Genomic DNA, 17,429 nt, shown 5'->3' with positions numbered 1-17,429 from the left:
CGATTGGGGCGTTTGCATTCTGATTTTTTCTTTATTCCAATCCAACATCTGAGAAGCTGCTGGTAATACAACTCAATAGCAGACTTAATCACTTTGTTACAGCCTGATTAATCTGCTGTTAAATAAAGGCTAGTTTATCGGCATATTCGTCATTTAATCGTGCATTAATTCGCATCGTTAGGTTCGTTTGTCATACAATCTGTATGACAAACATAATATACCTGCTACCTCGTCAACAACTTCCGGCGCAGATTATCCAACGCTGCATTTGCACTGACATGACGAATTAAAGCTCGACCTCGCACAGTACCAAACTGATACTCAAAACTTGTCACTTCATCCTTTGGCCCGGCTAAACCAATGTAAACTAAACCCACTGGCTTTGTATCTGTCCCTCCGGTTGGGCCTGCAATTCCAGTAATACTCAGTCCCCAAGTTGTTGCAAGGCGGGTTTTGACTCCAACAGCCATTTGCTCTGCAACAGTAGCACTTACCGCCCCAAATTTCTCTAAATCTTCCTGGTTAACCCCCAACAGCCTAACCTTTACGGAATTGTCATAAGAAATTACTCCACCCCAAAAGTAATCAGAACTCCCAGAAATCTCAGTCAACATTTGCCCTAAACCGCCACCAGTACAAGATTCTGCCACTGAAAGCGTTTCTTTTGATGCCCGCAACAACTGACCAACTACGGAAGCGAGAGTATCATTATTAACGCCATAAAAATCCAGTCCAGCAATTTCTTTAAGTTGTTTTTCAATGGGCGCAATTAGGGCTTCTGAGGCTGCTTCTGAATTTGCTTTTGCAGAAACTCGCAATCTAACTTCCCCTTTACCTGCATAAGGGGCAACTGTGGGATTTGGCAACTTTAAATACGAAGCAACCTTTTCCGCTAAAGCAGATTCACCAATACCCCAAAACTTTAAACTCCGACTGTAAATAATTTCTTTACCCCAACCTTGACTTTTGAGAAATGGTACAGCTGTTTCTTCCCACATCACGTGCATTTCACTGGGAACACCGGGAAAGGTAAAAATCGTGATTTCAGGACGAGGTTGCCAAATGATGCCGGGTGCTGTTCCAGTGGGGTTAGGGAGAATTTCTGCACCTTGGGGAATCAAAGCCTGCTTGCGGTTACTTGGTGACATAACCCGACCACGTTGGGCAAATTTCTGCGTTATGTCTTCGATGATGTCAGAACGTTCTACCAAAGGGACTTTAAAAAAATCGGCGATGGTTTCGCAGGTGAGATCGTCTGGTGTGGGGCCGAGTCCACCAGTGAAAATGAGAATTTGCGCTCTGGAAATAGCAATTTCTATAACTTGCTTCAACCGTTCTGGATTATCCCCAACCACTGTTTGATAGTAGTGGGGAATACCTAGTTGCGCTAATTGTTGCGCCAAAAATTGAGCATTGCCGTTGAGGATATCTCCTAGCAATAATTCAGTACCAACACAAATAATTTCTGCACTCATTGGAAGGAATAGTTAGGAATTAGGAGTTAGGAGTTAGGAGTTAGGAGTTAGAGTTAGGAGTTCAAAACTTAAAACTCATCACTCTTAACTCTTAACTCCTAACTATCATCTCAGGCTAATGCTGGTACAGGAATTTCCAGATGAGGATATAAGGGGAAGCGATCGCACAATGCCGCTACCCGTTGACGACAATCTTGGGTTACTACGTCGGAATCTGGAGAAAGTAAGCGATCGCTAATAATATTGGCAATCTCGGTAAATTCTGCTACTCCTAAGCCGCGCGTGGTCATTGCTGGCGAACCTAACCTCAGACCGCTGGTAACAAATGGCGACTGCGGATCGAAGGGAATAGTATTCTTATTAGCAGTAATATTCACGGTACTGACTAGCTGATCTGCCTGTTTACCAGTTAGACTTACAGAGCGTAAATCTACTAAGATTAAATGATTATCAGTGCCATTAGAGACTAACTTTAAACCACGGTTTTGCAGTTGTTCTGCCAAAGCACGAGCGTTTTCAATTACTTGGGCAGAATAAGTTTTAAACTCAGGCTTGAGGACTTCTCCAAAAGCTACTGCCTTGGCAGCAATAACGTGTTCCAATGGCCCGCCTTGGCTGCCAGGAAAAACAGACTTATCTAGCTTTTTACCTAGTTCTGCGTCGCCAGTCAAGATTAAACCACCTCTAGGGCCGCGTAGAGTCTTATGGGTAGTTGTTGTGACTACGTGACAGTGAGGAATCGGGTCGGGATGAAGACCAGTGGCAACTAAACCAGCAATGTGAGCAATATCGGCAAGTAAGTAAGCGCCGATTTCATCAGCAATACTACGGAATTTTTCAAAGTCAATTACACGTGGATAAGCCGAATAACCACAAATCAAGAGCTTAGGACGCTCCCTCAGCGCCAGCTCGCGAATTTGATCGTAGTCAAGTTGTTCTGTTTGTTGACTGACACCATAGTGGCTAACTTGGAACCATTTACCTGAAAAATTTACAGGGGAACCGTGGGTAAGATGTCCCCCATGAGACAAATCCATCCCCATAATTTTGTCCCCTGGTTCTAGGAGTGACAGGAACACTGCAAAATTGGCTTGTGCGCCAGAATGGGGTTGCACATTCGCATGAGCAGCTCCAAATATCTGTTTAGCACGGTCGATCGCTAGTTGCTCGATTTTGTCGATAAACTCACAACCGCCATAGTAGCGTTTACCAGGTAATCCCTCAGCATATTTATTTGTCAGTACCGAACCTTGAGCTGCCAATACAGCAGCAGAGGTAAAGTTTTCACTAGCAATCAACTCCAAATGGTCTTGTTGGCGCTGTAGTTCGTCATTGATTAACCCAGCGATTGCCGGATCGCTGGAAGAAAGAAAGTCTGAATTAGTCCTAGTCACTTGAATTATCCTTATGGAAATTTGTACAACGGCTGATTTTGCTTGGATGCAGCACCTAAATATACAGTCAAAAACCATTGGTCTTGACTGCTGTACAGAGGCAATTACTCGTCTGCGTACTCTGGAGGTTTATTTGTGCCAACTTATTTATTATTAGACCCAAGCTCGATTAATGCATTAATTATCATAACGTTGCTTTTTGAAATCCTCACCTTGCTGGGTGTTGTGAGGTCGTTAGACAGTATTCTTTATGAACCTATGTTAAATAATGCTTACTGCGTAGGCGTAGCCCGTCGGAGACATCGCTGCTTTGTAGAATGATTCATGAACAACAAGAACCCCGACTTATTAAAGAAGTCGGGGTTCTGCGGGTTGCAATTCTCACAAATCAATAAATCAAATAGGATTCATATAGCGATTTTGATAGTAAGCCAAAATCTGGTTAACTCGTTGCCGATTTTCTAAGCTAGAGTTTGCTGTCCACGAGAGGCTCAAGCCAGCAATTTGACTTTGATTGTAATCAAACTGTTGGGATGACTGGGGAATTAAATCCACTTTCACCCCTTCGACTTGACGTAAATGAGCTGCTATTTCTCTATAAACAGCTAAAGGCAAACCAGCGAATTCAACTTTTTCCTTAGTCTCCATCTTTATGAAGCTCCCACATTAGACGTATTTTGGGGGGGTGTTGTCACTGAAATTGCATTGCCGGTAGCAGATGCAGCTGACGACGTTGATTTGACAGTCCCTTCCCCTACCATTTTGGCAACTTCAATACCATATTGTTCCAAAATTACGATGGGGTTGTAGCCCTGATTCATTTCAATACGTTTAATCAGTACGCCATTTGCTAATCGCTGTCCCGCTTGTACATACCGACTTGTCGGCTCATCCGGTACTTTGATAATTGCTTGTGGTTCTTTACTAATTAGAACTACACCAGTCACAACTACTGCCCTTGCTAACTCAGGCTGTGCTGGTGGTGGCAATACAGAGACTAAAGTGGGGTTGGGAACAACTTGAGGCAAAACTTTAGGTAACACTTTAGGCAACACTGAAGTCAAAGTAGGATTGACTTTTTTTGGTACAGAAGAAACGTTGTTTTTCTTTGGATTTAAAGCGATTCTGCGTGTTGGAAGTTTTCGTACTGCTAGTGATGCAGTAGGTAGCTTAGGCACCACGGGAACTGGTCTTCCAGATGTTTGAGCCATTCCGGGAATAGTCTGCCCGAAAAGTTGTGCAAAAGGATCGCTTCGAGTTTTTGATACCACAAGTTCCCGTGTCCGCTCTGTGGCATTCGTGGATTGAATCAAGCTAACAGATGCAAGATTAACTTGTGAGACTTGTTTGGCCGGTATCACTGGATTCTGAAAGGATTGAGCCGCTGGTGGCGACTTTTTTGCTATTTTGGGAACTGGCACAGGATTGATGGCTTGTGGTGTATCTTCAGAAGCACATCCAGCGAGCGCCAAAGTTAGAATAGCTGCAATTGTAATTTTTGAAGTTATGCCCATGAGCCTTTCTCAAAAGCCATTGGAAAATTGAAAAGTGGAAATCAACATGCCTAAAATTTAGATCAAAGGCAAAGTATGTTCCCTTTATAACCTAATTTTTTACATTTCAAGGGTTATTTTTAGCACTGCATCCCCAGTATAACTGCGGTTGGTTTTTTGCAGTCAATCTTCTGCCACACCCATAAGCTCTTTCATCAAATCCAGTCCTTTCTTGACTCGACGGGAAACCGTTACTACACTGATGCCCAGATGTTCTGCAACTTGTTTTTGGGTCAAATCTTGCAAAAACACACATTCCAACACATCGCGGGTGCGTTTTTCTAGCTGAACCAAAGCTTGTTGTAAGCGAAGTTGGTCTTCTTGTGCCAGTTGAAAGCTGCGATAGTGAGGATCTGGAACCAATTCTCCCAAGCAGGTAGAACCTTCTTCTCCATCTTGGATTGGCACATCAAGACTCAAGGGAGCGCGATTAACCCATGCTAATTTAATTTCTTGCCATTCGTTTGGAGAAATTTCCAGTGCTGCCGCTAATTCCGAGTCGGTTGGTTGACGATTGTGTTTTTCACGCCAAGAACGTGATACTCCTATTGCTTGCTGTTGGAGCGCTAACCATTTCCGAGGAATTCGCACGGTGACACCTTTATCTCGGAGATAGTGTTGAATTTCACCCCGAATATAGGGAAGAGCGTAGGAACTGAAGGCATGTCCCTTAGAAATTTCAAATCTTTCAATAGCTCTGATTAAACCCAAACATCCAACCTGGAGCAAATCATCGTAGGTTTCATGACATTGATTTGTCCAATAGTGAGCTTCTTTTCTCACAAGTCCAAAATTGAGTTTTACCAGTTGATTGCGAATGTTTTCTGACGGAGATTGTTGATATTCTCGCAACAACTGCCAAATTTCGTGCTTTAGTTCATTGGTGACTGTGGTAGGCATAGCACCGGGTTTATTGAGCAAATAAAGAATCAATTATTATTCGCTTTTTAAATTCAGCTGCGATCGCACGATATCAAATGAAATATTGCGCAATATTTCATACAAATACTATGGTAGATAATAAAGACTTTCTATTAAAATTCCATAGGTTACTTGACAATCGAGCAAAATTTAGATGGGCGAAATTATTATTTAGTTGGTTATTTATCTTTGGTATGACTTGTAGCTTTTTTAGAACCACATAGAAATAAAATATAAAATTAATCACTAAATATCAAACCGAGATTGTACTTAACTTCAGTTAATTAATGATGAAATTAATTTAGAGAAACTAAACAACAGTAATCGAGCTTTGTTTCACAAGTAAAAGTTCGATTTACAGTAAAATTACGTGCTCATTCCACTGAAATTTATTCAATCGTTAAAAATTACTAATAATTTAAAAAAATCTTATGTATATTTACGCAAGGCAATAAAAAAAGGGCGTCTCACCCTTTTTTGTACTTAAGTCTATAGTGTTTTAATGAAAGGGAAAAGGTGAAAGGGATGAATCAAGTCACCCATAAGACTGAGGGATAAGAATTTTCACAATTGCCAAGGTTATTTTGCCCCCAATTTTACTCAGATTTAACTTTTCCCCATTTTTGTAAAAAATCTATTCACCCTCTTTTTGAAAGAGGGTGGATAGTTTAACTTTTGCGATCAAGTCTGGTACTTACAGAATTGTCGTTTTGAGTGCCAGTCAGTTGCCTTAACTTTTGAAGATTTAGCCACGAGTCGATTCAACCCGTCCATAAAATAGACCACGAATCTTGACTTCTTTAGGTTCGCCAGCACCTAAATCTGTATCAGATGGCTGTTCGCTCTCAAAAGTGCCAGCAATTTCACCGCTAGAACTGTCTATTTTGGCGATTTGCAGAGAAATCTTGCCATTAAGATTTTCAGCGCGCTTGACGTTAGTGCGGGTCAGTTCTTCATCATCTGCTTGAGCGGGGAGAGCTACAGCATTATCGTAGCCACTGACGACACCACGACCTTTAGGATCTAGGAAGGCAGCACCACGATAGGAGGGAACTTTAAAGCTGCCTTCAAAGTCCGTGGAGGTGTTAATACTGGTCAAGCTGGGTTGGCTTTGAGCAACCAAATTTTTGATGGTGAAGAGGAAAGGTACTCGCTCACCACCAGGAAGTTGCACAGTGATGGCTTGGAAGTCAAGACCATCAGTTTCCTTAAAAGTCAGGCTATTATCTGCGTTAACTTTTAGATTACCTTGCACCTGGTCAATGGTGGAAGTGTATCTGGTCAACAATTTGCCAGCAACAAATTCTGCTTCTTGGCGTTTATTAGCAGGTTCTTCTTTGATGAAGAAGCTAGTTGGTTCCAAGCAAAGTTCTTTGATGGTATAAGACTGGCTAGAATCAATGGGAATGGAACCACGGCTTGTTTCTGCTAGTTGGGGGCATTTGTTCGCCAAGCCAGTGCCACGAATTTGATCGTAAGTGAGTACATCTCTACCACTACTGGTAGTAGGAGCATCACTACAAGCAGTTATTAGCCCCAGGCACAAAGCCAAGAATGCAACAATTAAAGCGCGATACCTCATGGTCAACCTCAATCTCAAAAATTAATATCTAAGTTGTAAAACTGCATCGAAGCTTTGATCTCTGATGAGAAGCTGCTACTCTGCGAAAAGCTACCTTTGTTCGGACACGGCTTTGCTCTGATTAAGAGAGTTGAAGCAAGTGTTCGGGTGTCTAGTTGTCAGACGCTGCTCAAACTTTTCTCTGCTAAACGTAGTTAAACGTGTCGCTCTCTTGAGCTTGGAGTGTAAACCCCAGACTAAGTAGAACACTGCATCCATTTTGGATGTGTGTCACTAGGGGAGCAAAAAACCAGCAGTTTTACTGTTGGTGGCATTTGTTTGAAGTTGGGCGAGTGTATGAGTAAGCCTCACACAGAGAAGCATAAATGCTTGTGCCTTGAAAAGTGCAAACAGGGGTGTCTGCTTCGCACTTTGCTCTTGCTTATCGCAAAAGCATCGTCGCCCAAGTCTTTTTGTATCATGTATGTGACGCCACTACATACAGCCCATTGTTGGATGGGTAAATCAGCCAGATCATACGATTTTTTTTAACTCAAAATCAAAGTTCTCAAAATCCAAGAAAGTCTCGTCCCGATCGCATCTAGCTTCTGTAAAGCCTATGCTAAAGGTTACTACGCTCTTTTTGGAGCGATCGCAATTGCTTTTGATAAAGATACAAATCTAGTTATATTCACCCCTAACTAGGGCAAATGAGGAGATGCGGTAACAGGGGGACAACTGACAAACTAGGGAAAATTAAAAATCTCCAGTAAATTTGAGTTGACCTTATTTATACGGAAAAGGTGGCATGAACGATCGCAAAAATATTAAATCAGAGAAGTTGTCTGGTGAACTGCAAGCAATCGCAACTGTAGTGTATGATGCCGCTACAACCTGTGAAGGCGATACTGTAGCTCTTTTAGCTTTGCTGCGGCAATTAGAGCAGTTACACCGAGAAATCCGGGATGGAGTTTTTCAAGAAAGTTTGCCTGTTAACCGTCGCCAACTTTACTCACTGCTGAAAGATATTGAGTCTGAGGGGGGCTGGCCTTATATTGAGCGCATGAGGCTACAAGCCTTTTTAGCGAATTTGCCACAAGAGGCTCCCGAAGAAAATAGCCATGAAGTTTTGGAGAGCGATCGCTCTATTGGCTGATTAGCTCGAAATTTATTTCTAGTTTTGAATTAATAACTTTGCTCGCCTCATCAACCGCTAAACTAAGAGCGGTTGCTCATTGAGGCTTTAACCTAATTCGTAATTTGTAATTAAAAAGGGTTTGTACGGATTATCCCATCACAAAGAAGGCGATCGCGCTCTTCAAGATTGTGGTTGTGCTTAAGGTAATCACCCACCCAATTGCAACCACGAACAAGCAGATCGTCAAGATTTAAATTCCACAGAATTATTGTGTTGTCAGTACTTGCTGATGCTAGTGTTTGACCATCTGGGCTAAAACTGACACTTAATACCCCAGCGCGATGTCCATTAAGACTTTTAATTAACTTGCCCTCAGGACTCCAGAGTTTCACTGTACTGTCCCAATTGGCGGCGGCGAGTAATTCACCATTGGGGCTGAAAGTCACGGCATTGACGCTATCGCTGTACCCTTTTAATAAGGTTTTTAATAACGTCCCATCCCGTTGCCACAGTTTTACGGTGTTATCCCAGCTGGCAGAAGCCAGTAACTCGTCAGTGGGACTAAAGCTGACACCTGTCACCCAGCTGTCATGGGGTGAGAAAGTTTTTAACAATGTACCATCCCGTTGCCAAAGTTTAACAGTTTGGTCATCACTGGCAGAGGCTAAAACTTGACTATTATGGCTGAAGTTTACACTATTTACAGCATCCTGATGCCCCACTAAGGTTTTGAGCAACTTGCCCTCACGGTTCCAAAGTTTCACTGTTTTATCTTTGCTAGCTGAAGCCAAAAACTGACCATCAGGACTGAAATTCACGCTCATCACACTATTACTATGCCCGTGGAGAGTCATGATTAAAGTACCGTCTAACCGCCAAAGTTTCACTGTTTTGTCAAAACTTCCTGAAGCCAGCATTTCACCTTTGGGGTCAAAACTGACACTAGTAACTTCATTTGTGTGCCCCACCAAAGTTTTGTAAAGTCGAGTTTTGACCTCGCCACTGCTGGTGTATCGTTGCCAAAGTTTGACAGTGCGATCGCGACTACCAGAAGCTAGCATCCGGCCATCGGGACTCCAAGCAACGCTCAAAACTCGCTTCCGATGCCCTTGAAGAATAGACGGTCTGGGAGCATCTAAACTCCATAGTTTTATACTTTTGTCGAAACTTCCTGAAGCTAGCAATTTGTTTTTTGGACTGAAAGCTAAGCTGACAACATCATCGCTGTGTCCTTTGAAGGTTTTGAGTAAAGTACCAGTAATACTCCAAAGGTTTATGGTTTTATCTTCACCAGCGGAAGCTAACTTTTTACTATCGGAACTAAAGCTCAAACTCCACACTGTACTGCGATGCTGCCGTAAAGTTTTGTAAGGACGAAAGTCAAAACTGTCTTTAGTGCTGTTACTTTCCCTGAGCCAAAGTTTCACTGTTTTATCTCGACCTGTTGAGGCCAAGAATTTACCGTCTGGGCTGAAAACAGCTATCATTACAGCTTGTTGATGTCCCTGCAAAGTTGTAATAAGGCTACCGTCCCGTCGCCAGATTTTTACTGTTTTGTCGTCGCTGGCCGAGGCGATGAATTGACCATCGGGACTGAAGTTTACCCAGTTAACCCACCCTCGATGTCCTCTCAGTATTTTTACTAGGCTACCGTCTTTGTGCCAAAGTTTTACAGTTGTATCCTTACCGCCAGTAGCTAACAACTCACCATCAGGACTGAAATTAACGCTGTCAACCGAATCTCCGTATCCTTTCAGGGTTTTATATGGTTTAGGGTCAAATTCATCTGTAACCGGGTTTTTGTGCCAGATTTGCACTGTTTTGTCAATGCTGGCGGACGCTAGGGTTTGACCATCAGGGCTAAAACTTACACAGGTAACAGCACCAGTGTGACCTTTGAGGGTTTGGAGTAAGGTACCGTCAGGACGCCAAAGTTTCACTGTTTTATCTTTACTGCCTGATGCTAGCAACTGACCATCTGGGCTAAAAGTTACTCCCCAGACAACATCAGTGTGCCCTTCCAGGCGGTTAACCTCAGTTACCCCGTAAACTGCTTGTTGCAGTGCTGTTACTACCCGCATTCGGGTATCTGGCTGAACTCCATCAGCTTGTTTAAGTCCTTTCCAAGCCCGTAGACTTTCTAGGAGGGCATCAAATTCTTTATTAGATGCAAACAGAGCTTCGCTAGCAGCAGCGATCGCACTAATTTGTAAGTTGGTTTCACTACGTTCAGCTCGTAGAGTTTGGCGGACTGCTGCTCTTTTTTGTAAGTCGGCTTGCCACCATAATGCTGCTATTGTTCCCCCCATAATTGCTAGGATTGCACCTGCTATCCGTGCTTCCCGCAGTCGTCGTTGCAATACCAAATTTAGTTGCTTTTGACTGAGTTGTTGGGCTGCTTCGGCTCTAGTTTTTTCAAGTTTAATTTTTTCTAATTCGGCGAGCATACCATAGTTGTTCTTTTGGCGAATTGGTTCAACTAAATAATCGTGAACCAACTGGTAGCGATCGCCTAACTCTTCTCTGACTCGCAATACCAAGCCTGAACCCACCAATATTTCTAAAATCAGTTCTCCAACTTTGTCAAAGCTTGATATCGTATCTATATTATAATTATTAACTAATGCAGCTGCTAAATCAGCTTTAGTTTTTAAAGGTCGCGTCCCCTTTTCATCTGTTAATTCAAATAATAATTTCCAACTTAAATCTTCGTTCTCTTGACCGCAATCTTTGATAACTTCCCCTAACCAGCGTTCCACTAATTTTGCCGAGCCACCACAAAGCTTATATTCTGCAAGTGTCGTAATGTTTTCTATTTGTAGTTGAGCACCGACTATTTGTAATTCAATTGGATGTACTTCGTCTAGTTCTCCTGTCAAATCCTGGACTAATCGGTTAATCAATTCCTCACTTAGTTCATAATGTGAACGTTGAGTAAGACTGTGAATTATGGCTTTGGCATCTCGGCTAGAGAATTTTCCTAAATAGTAGCGAATATCCTTATCAAGAATATTTTTATTAATTACTCCTAAATCATATAAGCCAGTACTATTTTTCTGACTCAAACGTTCAAACTCTAACAAATGATGTAAGTAATCTTCTCGTAATGAAAGAATAATTTTTACATAAGAAATATTTAAACATTCACTAAAAAATTTATAGAATTCTATTCTTTGTGTAGGAGGATTACTAACAAAGAAAAATTCTTCAAACTGGTCTAATATGATAACTATTGTATAATTGCGTTCAGATGCTAGCCGAATTCTTTCTAGTATTATGGTGGGTGTAGAGTCAATATTAACCGATATTCCTGTGTATGCTAATGCTTGATTGATACTGCTACTCAAGATTGTTATCCAATCAGTATAAACAGACAAAACAATCGGTATAGGAATGCGTTCACCGATAACTTTTCCCTTGAGTGCTGGGACTAAACCAGCTTTGAGAATTGAACTTTTCCCTACACCAGATGGCCCATAAATAACTGTGAGTTTGTAGTCTGCGCGGGCAATTCTTTCAATGAAGCGATTGACATCTTGTTGCCGTCCAGAAGCAGATATTTCTTGAGCAATTTCTTCAGGAATAAACGGTATTTTGTGAGATTCTAGTACTGGATTAATTCTAGGGCGTTGTGGCTGTAATTGACTTGCTCCGATAAAGGCACGAAAGCCATACTGATGTTCTATTTTAATTTTTTCTTGCTTCAGCTTAAAGGCTTCTGTATAGTTATGACACTCAAAAAAGTAAAGCGATCGCAGTTCCTCTAAAATTTCTAAGTACAGTAATGGCTGATGTTGTAGCTCACAAACTACCCTCGCCCATTCTAAGTTATTGATAGCTTCCTCGCACTCACCCAAATGCCGTTGTGTGCGTGCTAGCAACAGAAGATACCAACTTTCTTGTCGTCGTCTTCGCAAAGCGTCTCGCAAAGAAACTTGTGTTACTTCTTCAGAGATAGAAAGCGCTGTATTGGCTAATTCATGAGCCAGTACCCAATTCGATTCTGAAGCCGCCACATTTGCCAAAAAACCATAATTTTGAGCAACTTGTGCGGGAGTTCCATAAATTTTATGTAGGTGTAATGACTTTTGAGCTAATTCTTTTAAGTCATTCCAGGCTTGTAAACGTTGTAGCATTTCACAAGCAGGCAAAATGAATTTAGCAACTAAGTCTTCTCTTTGTACCTCCTCCAATAGCTCCAAGCATTGTTTAAACCACGACAGGGCATGTTCGCAATAGCTACTAGTATTCTGGTATAAGTCTGCCATTCGGTGATAACAAAGCCCCAAGTGGAATAGTACTATTGCTTGCTTAAGTAAAGATGAGGAGGGCATAGGTTGAGGACATGAGAGGGGCAAAGAAGAATTACTCTCCCACTCTGCTATTCTCCTCGCTTCCTGCTGCCACAATGCTAGGCTTCTTTGATAATTGGCTAAAGCACCATTAATTTGATCGTTAGCGTATTTATCTCGCCCCAACACAAATTCTAAACTAGCTTCTAATCCTGGTGTTAATTTAACGCCATACAGGCGTAGTAAATCATTACGCGCTGATTCTATTTCGTGGCGGTGTTGGGATTTTGGATCTAAATCTAGGAAGGCGTTAGATAAAAACGTTTCAGCACCTGCTTCTAAAACTTTGGCAAATAGAGATTCTTCCTCTTGAGAGATCAAAGTAATTAAATCTGCTTTGGCCATTTCAAATTTAATAGTGGTTGCAGCCCAGCTTTTGAAATCAGGCGCTAATCTTGAAAGCAATGATGCTACTTCATCCTGTAGCCACAAGACCACTGGAAATGGAAAAGTAGCAGCATAGATATCTCGTGCTTGGTTGATACCTGTAAGTAAGTTTTCGAGGTCGGTAATTGACTCAATACCGAAAATCATGACAGCAGACGGTAAAGAGTCTGTAAGGACGGCAGGATTATCTAAAGATAGTTCTGAGATGATTGTGCTGTGTAAAGAAGTAGTTGATGGATTGAGAACGATTTCTCTGATATTAATTTCTTTGGTGTTCGAGCGAATATTCTCTAACATTTGCTCGCGTAATCGCTCATAGTTGCATCGAACTAAAATCAGAGCAAATTGACCTTCGGAAAGTGCGATCGCTCTAATCAATCTTTGTAAAGTATGCTGATTTTCTTTGGTGTAGACACGTAGCTGTTTGTCATTACTCATTGGATATGGGGCTGGGCATTGGATATGGGGTATTAGGCATTGGATATGCAGCATTAATCATTAGTTCACTAACAAATGACCAATAACAAATGACAATTGACTGTTACTTGTTTTGTTGCCAAGCCAAAACTTTTTCTGTTTCTGCCAAGGCTGGACTGATGCCAAACCAGCGCCCCACAGGATCGCGATATTCAAACAGATACATGCTTCTTAGTAAGCTCTGATAGTCAGACTCACCTTTAACTCTCTGCTGCTGTACTACTTCAAACAATAATTCCCACTGGGACTCATCAATAGCTAATAGCAGATCGTCGCGGTAATCCTTAATCACAGCTTCTAAGCAGTCCCTAGAAAAAGGCGGATCTTGTCGTTGCAGGCAGCTATAAAGTAAGCCTAATAAGTTACGAATGTGACCACCACTAACGCGACATAGACGATCCAAGGTTTCGGAGCGATCGAATAATTCTGTAATTAATAAAAGTCTGTTATTCAAAGGAACTTCTGGAAAAGCTCTAGCTAGAACTAACTGGCGCACTAGCGACATTCCTGGTTCGTAGTCACTGCCATCTCTTTGGCGCACCAATACCATCGGTAGTACTTTTGGTGCAATCCCTCCCCCCAGACGATTTTTCAGTGTCTCATACTCATTGGAAAAAATTAACGTTAGGGGAATTGTGTAAACTAGGTGGCATTTAAGTCGGCGTAACTGTTCGCCTCGGTCAATGAAGAGATATTCTGGTTGCGATCGCCCGGATGCTAAGGGACGCATATCCACTCGATCCAAATTATCTACAATCACTACCAGTCCTTTTTGACCCCTTAGCTTTAGCTGTTCAACAGCCTTTTCTAAAATCTCTTCGTTAATCGCCTGCAAAATACTATTGGTACGTGGTTCCAGATATTGCCTCAGTTGATTCCGCATCTGGGTGCTATCTTTGGTTTTGGCAGTAATTTTGGCAATACCCAAGGACAACTCTGCTTGTCCAGAAAGTTCTATGGGGCTTTGCAAAAAATCGCCTACTTCTTTAAACAAATTGCTAAAGTAACCAGGTTTGAGTTTGATGCTAATCCCTTCTAAACTGGCACTGACTTGACGGGCTACACTCAGCAAAATATCGCTGATATCAATATCTGCCATGTCTAAGTCTTGACTGGACTCAAAATAAACCACATGAAATCCTGCCAACTCTAGTTCTGTCTTAAGGCGCTGCAATTCCGTTGACTTACCGCAGCCGATATGACCCGTAAATAACTGACAGGTTGGCTCGTCAGGAGAAATACGAACGATCGTTCGTTGCAATTCTTCGACAATCTTGCAACCACGTACATCAGCAAAATCTATGTAATACTGCCGATCTAGTTCGTTACTTATATTTAGCGTGTAGCTAGGGTTACATGCTTTATAAAAACGTGACAAATTTAATGTCGTTTTCATGTATGTAGAGGTTTATGTAGATGCAGCTTAGTTTGGATTTTTTATACAATAAATCCCTATCTAGGATGTAAATAGAGGATTGATTCGCAAGGAAGTAGTAGTGTCTCGCAAAAGACAGCGCTTGTTGCCAGATTACTGTCAGTAGTATGGCAGAGATTTAATTGATCCTAATAGCAAATGGCACTAAGATAATGCAAACCCATTATCTACAAAGCTTTGGGGTGTGGGGTGTAGGGTGTGGGGTATAGTGACGTTCGCGCCAGCGTTGCTTGCAAAGAAATTTGTTTATGTTCGCACTTATTTTTACTTTTCTTGATTTTTTCTGAACTTCCCCTATACCCTTACCTGGCAAGGATTTCATCTTTTATTGGTGCCGCTCGACCTGTCGGGTCTTAAGCATATCTGTCCTTTTTACACCTGCTATTGAGGTTTTGACAATCTCTCCCTTCTGTTCGACCTGCCACAAAATTATATGGCTGAGGAATTAAGTAAAAAAAGCTACAAATTTTCATGGTTCTCAGTTTGGATAGCTGATGAGTGTGACTGGTATGAATTATAGCAAGGTATACAGAGATCCAGGAATACCTATTTATCATTTCACATTCTATTTGTCAAGAAAGCAAAATCCCACACATGTCAATTAATATTTTGTAATCTTTAAGGAAAAATCTTCAAAAATAACTTGTCAAAAAGACTACAGTCAGTTAAAAATGGACACCGGAAACTTTAATAGGACTAATTACTAGCGCCATAATCATTGTGTAGTTACTGTAAAGTGTTATTAAAAATAAAAAAAGTCTTGAGGAGAGCGGCTCAAAAATGCCAACAGTGTTTACTGAAATTAATAATGATACGAGCTTGTCAAAGAATTTAGATTGCAACCAAAAAGGGGTGTGAATGGCTGGCATAATATCAGTTTCCCGCACGCATCTAGCCCAGCGTCGTCAGAAATTGCGTCGGCAGCGGCAGATGAGAATTATTCAAGCTATTTGGCGAACCTTTGCCATTACTGGTTTGGCGGCTGGATTGTTGTGGATGGCAGTCCAACCGATGTGGATGCTAAAGGCTCCCAAACAAATAGCGATCAAATCAGGTAATAAATTGCTGTCGGATCAAACAGCTCAGTCATTGTTGGTGCTATCTTATCCTCAGTCTTTGTGGCGGATTGAACCGTCAGCGATCGCTAACTCTTTGAAAAAACAGCCAACTATTGCCCAAGCGATCGTCAGACGCCGGCTATTTCCTCCTGGATTAATCATTGAAATCCAAGAACGAGTACCTGTAGCAGTAACTCAAACACGTGGCAACAAAAAAGTAACAATCGGCTTACTAGATGCAAGTGGGGCCTGGATGCCTTTAGAAAAATATACATCACTGAATCCTACTAGAAAATTACCCAATCTCAGAGTAATTGGCTTGCCAAATCAATACTGTCTTTACTGGACTCAACTCCATGAAGCTGTGAGCCAAAGTCCCGTGAAAGTGATGGAAATTGATTGCCAAAATCCAACAAATTTAATTTTGAAAACAGAATTAGGAAATGTGCATCTTGGTGTTCCAGGTCCCCAATTGTCTGAACAAATTAAGGTACTCGCCCAAATGCGTCATTTAGCAACAAAATTTAATTCTGGTCAAATAGAGTATATCGATCTGAAAAATCCTGAACTTCCATTAGTACAAATGAACCAAAAAGATCAAAAATTAACTCCCAAAATTCCTAAAAACATCTAGCGTGTTTATTATTTTGATAGTTCCTAGTAAATTAAGAAGCTTTATGCTGATAAATATATTTATTATTTTCAGTTTTCCAGCAAATCGCCCGAAAATCGGCATTAACTTCTAATTAAAATGAGAAAATCAATCATAAAATCTCTATTGCGAGTAACAGAACCTCAATTGTTACCCTAACATCTAATAGTAGGGTGCAAAATGTCAGACAGTCTAATGATGGTCTATAGCGTACAAAACGCCTTCTGCCCATACATTCCTTGACTAAACCCAGTGCAAAAAAGAGAACATTGCTTGAGCTTTTCATTCAGATTCAGACTCGTGAGCAGAGGTCACTGAAGGAACGGTTTATGCCGCCATCCAAGTGCAGAAGCAAAAAGGCTCTGGCTTTGGTCTGTTGAGGACACTTCCAAAGACAGTTTACCGAAGTTTCAATCTGTAACGAAAAATGCCAGCTAAAACTGCGTAAGCATTGCTTCTGGGCAATAAGTTTGGACTGTTCTGTGCTGTAATTCCTATTAGGTGACGAAATCTCTTAGGAAATCTTGATTTGTTGGCCGCACTAGTGAGAGTTCTTGTAGGATAGACTATTGCTTCAACAAAGTGTCCATTGAGACCACCCAAACAACAAATTAATCAGGTATAGTCTGACAAGTAAATTCTTGCTTAGTTTAACTTAAGCATAAGTAAGTAGAAGGTAAATTTTGTGTCTAAAGCTGCAATTATGCCCAATGGTAAAACTTATTAACAATATTATTATTGGGGCAGAGAAGATACGCTGTAGTATGTCTTTACAAGTTATGCCCGCCGCTGAGAATAATCAAGAGATTAATGTCTGGTTGAAGTTATACAGGTCAGTTTTAGATGAATATAGGTATACTTCTCTAGAATTGGCTGTGCGATCGGCTGTGTTAAAAGCTCATCCCATAGCAAATTTTCGCACTGCCAATTCTGTTAGGCTTGGCAGTAGTGAAAACAATAAAGAACAACGCCATATTATTGTGGCATTGTCAAACTAAAGTTGACTCTTAGGTGAATAACACCTGA

General features: G+C 41.3%; 11 protein-coding genes. 3 read left to right on the top strand and 8 right to left on the bottom strand.

Features of this window, described 5'->3' with window-relative positions:
• Positions 1 to 224 precede the first annotated feature (224 nt).
• From ACR5KR_RS26830 to psbO, 6 genes are all read right to left on the bottom strand, one after another.
• Positions 225 to 1,475 carry a competence/damage-inducible protein A gene (locus tag ACR5KR_RS26830; protein ID WP_448268606.1) on the bottom strand — a complete coding sequence of 417 codons (1,251 nt, stop codon included), beginning with the start codon at positions 1,473 to 1,475 and terminating at the stop codon, positions 225 to 227.
• A gap of 110 nt (positions 1,476 to 1,585) precedes the next feature.
• Positions 1,586 to 2,869 carry a serine hydroxymethyltransferase gene (gene glyA, locus ACR5KR_RS26825; protein ID WP_448268605.1) on the bottom strand — a complete coding sequence of 428 codons (1,284 nt, stop codon included), beginning with the start codon at positions 2,867 to 2,869 and terminating at the stop codon, positions 1,586 to 1,588.
• 396 nt (positions 2,870 to 3,265) lie between these two features.
• Positions 3,266 to 3,517 (bottom strand): hypothetical protein, encoded by a 252-nt coding sequence (locus ACR5KR_RS26820; RefSeq protein ID WP_445629746.1) that lies wholly within the window; start codon positions 3,515 to 3,517, stop codon positions 3,266 to 3,268.
• A gap of 2 nt (positions 3,518 to 3,519) precedes the next feature.
• The gene (locus ACR5KR_RS26815) at positions 3,520 to 4,383 is read right to left on the bottom strand and encodes a hypothetical protein (RefSeq protein ID WP_445629747.1); all 864 of its coding nucleotides are present in this window, start codon (positions 4,381 to 4,383) and stop codon (positions 3,520 to 3,522) included.
• Between the two features lie 162 nt (positions 4,384 to 4,545).
• Positions 4,546 to 5,322 carry an RNA polymerase sigma factor SigF gene (locus tag ACR5KR_RS26810; RefSeq protein WP_322713663.1) on the bottom strand — a complete coding sequence of 259 codons (777 nt, stop codon included), beginning with the start codon at positions 5,320 to 5,322 and terminating at the stop codon, positions 4,546 to 4,548.
• Positions 5,323 to 6,088: 766 nt separating this feature from the next.
• Positions 6,089 to 6,925 (bottom strand): photosystem II manganese-stabilizing polypeptide, encoded by an 837-nt coding sequence (psbO, locus tag ACR5KR_RS26805; protein ID WP_448268604.1) that lies wholly within the window; start codon positions 6,923 to 6,925, stop codon positions 6,089 to 6,091.
• A gap of 787 nt (positions 6,926 to 7,712) precedes the next feature.
• Between psbO and ACR5KR_RS26800 the strand changes: the two genes are divergently transcribed.
• A complete protein-coding gene (locus ACR5KR_RS26800) occupies positions 7,713 to 8,060 on the top strand; it encodes a hypothetical protein (protein WP_448268603.1) in 348 nt (115 codons plus the stop codon).
• Between the two features lie 110 nt (positions 8,061 to 8,170).
• Here ACR5KR_RS26800 and ACR5KR_RS26795 read toward each other — a convergent pair whose 3' ends face one another.
• Both ACR5KR_RS26795 and ACR5KR_RS26790 read right to left on the bottom strand, forming a co-directional pair.
• Positions 8,171 to 13,219, bottom strand: a complete 5,049-nt coding sequence (locus ACR5KR_RS26795) for a WD40 domain-containing protein (protein WP_448268602.1) — start codon at positions 13,217 to 13,219, stop codon at positions 8,171 to 8,173.
• 103 nt (positions 13,220 to 13,322) lie between these two features.
• Complete coding sequence (locus tag ACR5KR_RS26790) at positions 13,323 to 14,654, bottom strand: P-loop NTPase fold protein (RefSeq protein WP_445629751.1); 1,332 nt, start codon at positions 14,652 to 14,654, stop codon at positions 13,323 to 13,325.
• 897 nt (positions 14,655 to 15,551) lie between these two features.
• On the opposite strand from ACR5KR_RS26790, the gene ACR5KR_RS26785 reads away from it, so the two are divergent.
• Complete coding sequence (locus tag ACR5KR_RS26785; protein ID WP_445629752.1) at positions 15,552 to 16,385, top strand: cell division protein FtsQ/DivIB; 834 nt, start codon at positions 15,552 to 15,554, stop codon at positions 16,383 to 16,385.
• 782 nt (positions 16,386 to 17,167) lie between these two features.
• The gene (locus ACR5KR_RS26780; protein ID WP_448268601.1) at positions 17,168 to 17,401 is read left to right on the top strand and encodes a hypothetical protein; all 234 of its coding nucleotides are present in this window, start codon (positions 17,168 to 17,170) and stop codon (positions 17,399 to 17,401) included.
• Positions 17,402 to 17,429: the final 28 nt, after the last annotated feature.

The organism is Nostoc sp. DSM 114159, from assembly GCF_053470285.1.
This window is presented reverse-complemented; position numbering and strand designations above follow the sequence as displayed.

Bases quoted from the DNA above. Each gene is read 5' to 3' on its own strand.
- ACR5KR_RS26830 (WP_448268606.1), bottom strand. From the start codon at position 1,475: ATGAGTGCAGAAATTATTTGTGTTGGTACTGAATTATTGCTAGGAGAT.
- ACR5KR_RS26820 (WP_445629746.1), bottom strand. From the start codon at position 3,517: ATGGAGACTAAGGAAAAAGTTGAATTCGCTGGTTTGCCTTTAGCTGTT.
- ACR5KR_RS26815 (WP_445629747.1), bottom strand. From the start codon at position 4,383: ATGGGCATAACTTCAAAAATTACAATTGCAGCTATTCTAACTTTGGCG.
- ACR5KR_RS26810 (WP_322713663.1), bottom strand. From the start codon at position 5,322: ATGCCTACCACAGTCACCAATGAACTAAAGCACGAAATTTGGCAGTTG.
- psbO (WP_448268604.1), bottom strand. From the start codon at position 6,925: ATGAGGTATCGCGCTTTAATTGTTGCATTCTTGGCTTTGTGCCTGGGG.
- ACR5KR_RS26800 (WP_448268603.1), top strand. From the start codon at position 7,713: ATGAACGATCGCAAAAATATTAAATCAGAGAAGTTGTCTGGTGAACTG.
- ACR5KR_RS26795 (WP_448268602.1), bottom strand. From the start codon at position 13,219: ATGAGTAATGACAAACAGCTACGTGTCTACACCAAAGAAAATCAGCAT.
- ACR5KR_RS26790 (WP_445629751.1), bottom strand. From the start codon at position 14,654: ATGAAAACGACATTAAATTTGTCACGTTTTTATAAAGCATGTAACCCT.
- ACR5KR_RS26785 (WP_445629752.1), top strand. From the start codon at position 15,552: ATGGCTGGCATAATATCAGTTTCCCGCACGCATCTAGCCCAGCGTCGT.
- ACR5KR_RS26780 (WP_448268601.1), top strand. From the start codon at position 17,168: ATGTCTTTACAAGTTATGCCCGCCGCTGAGAATAATCAAGAGATTAAT.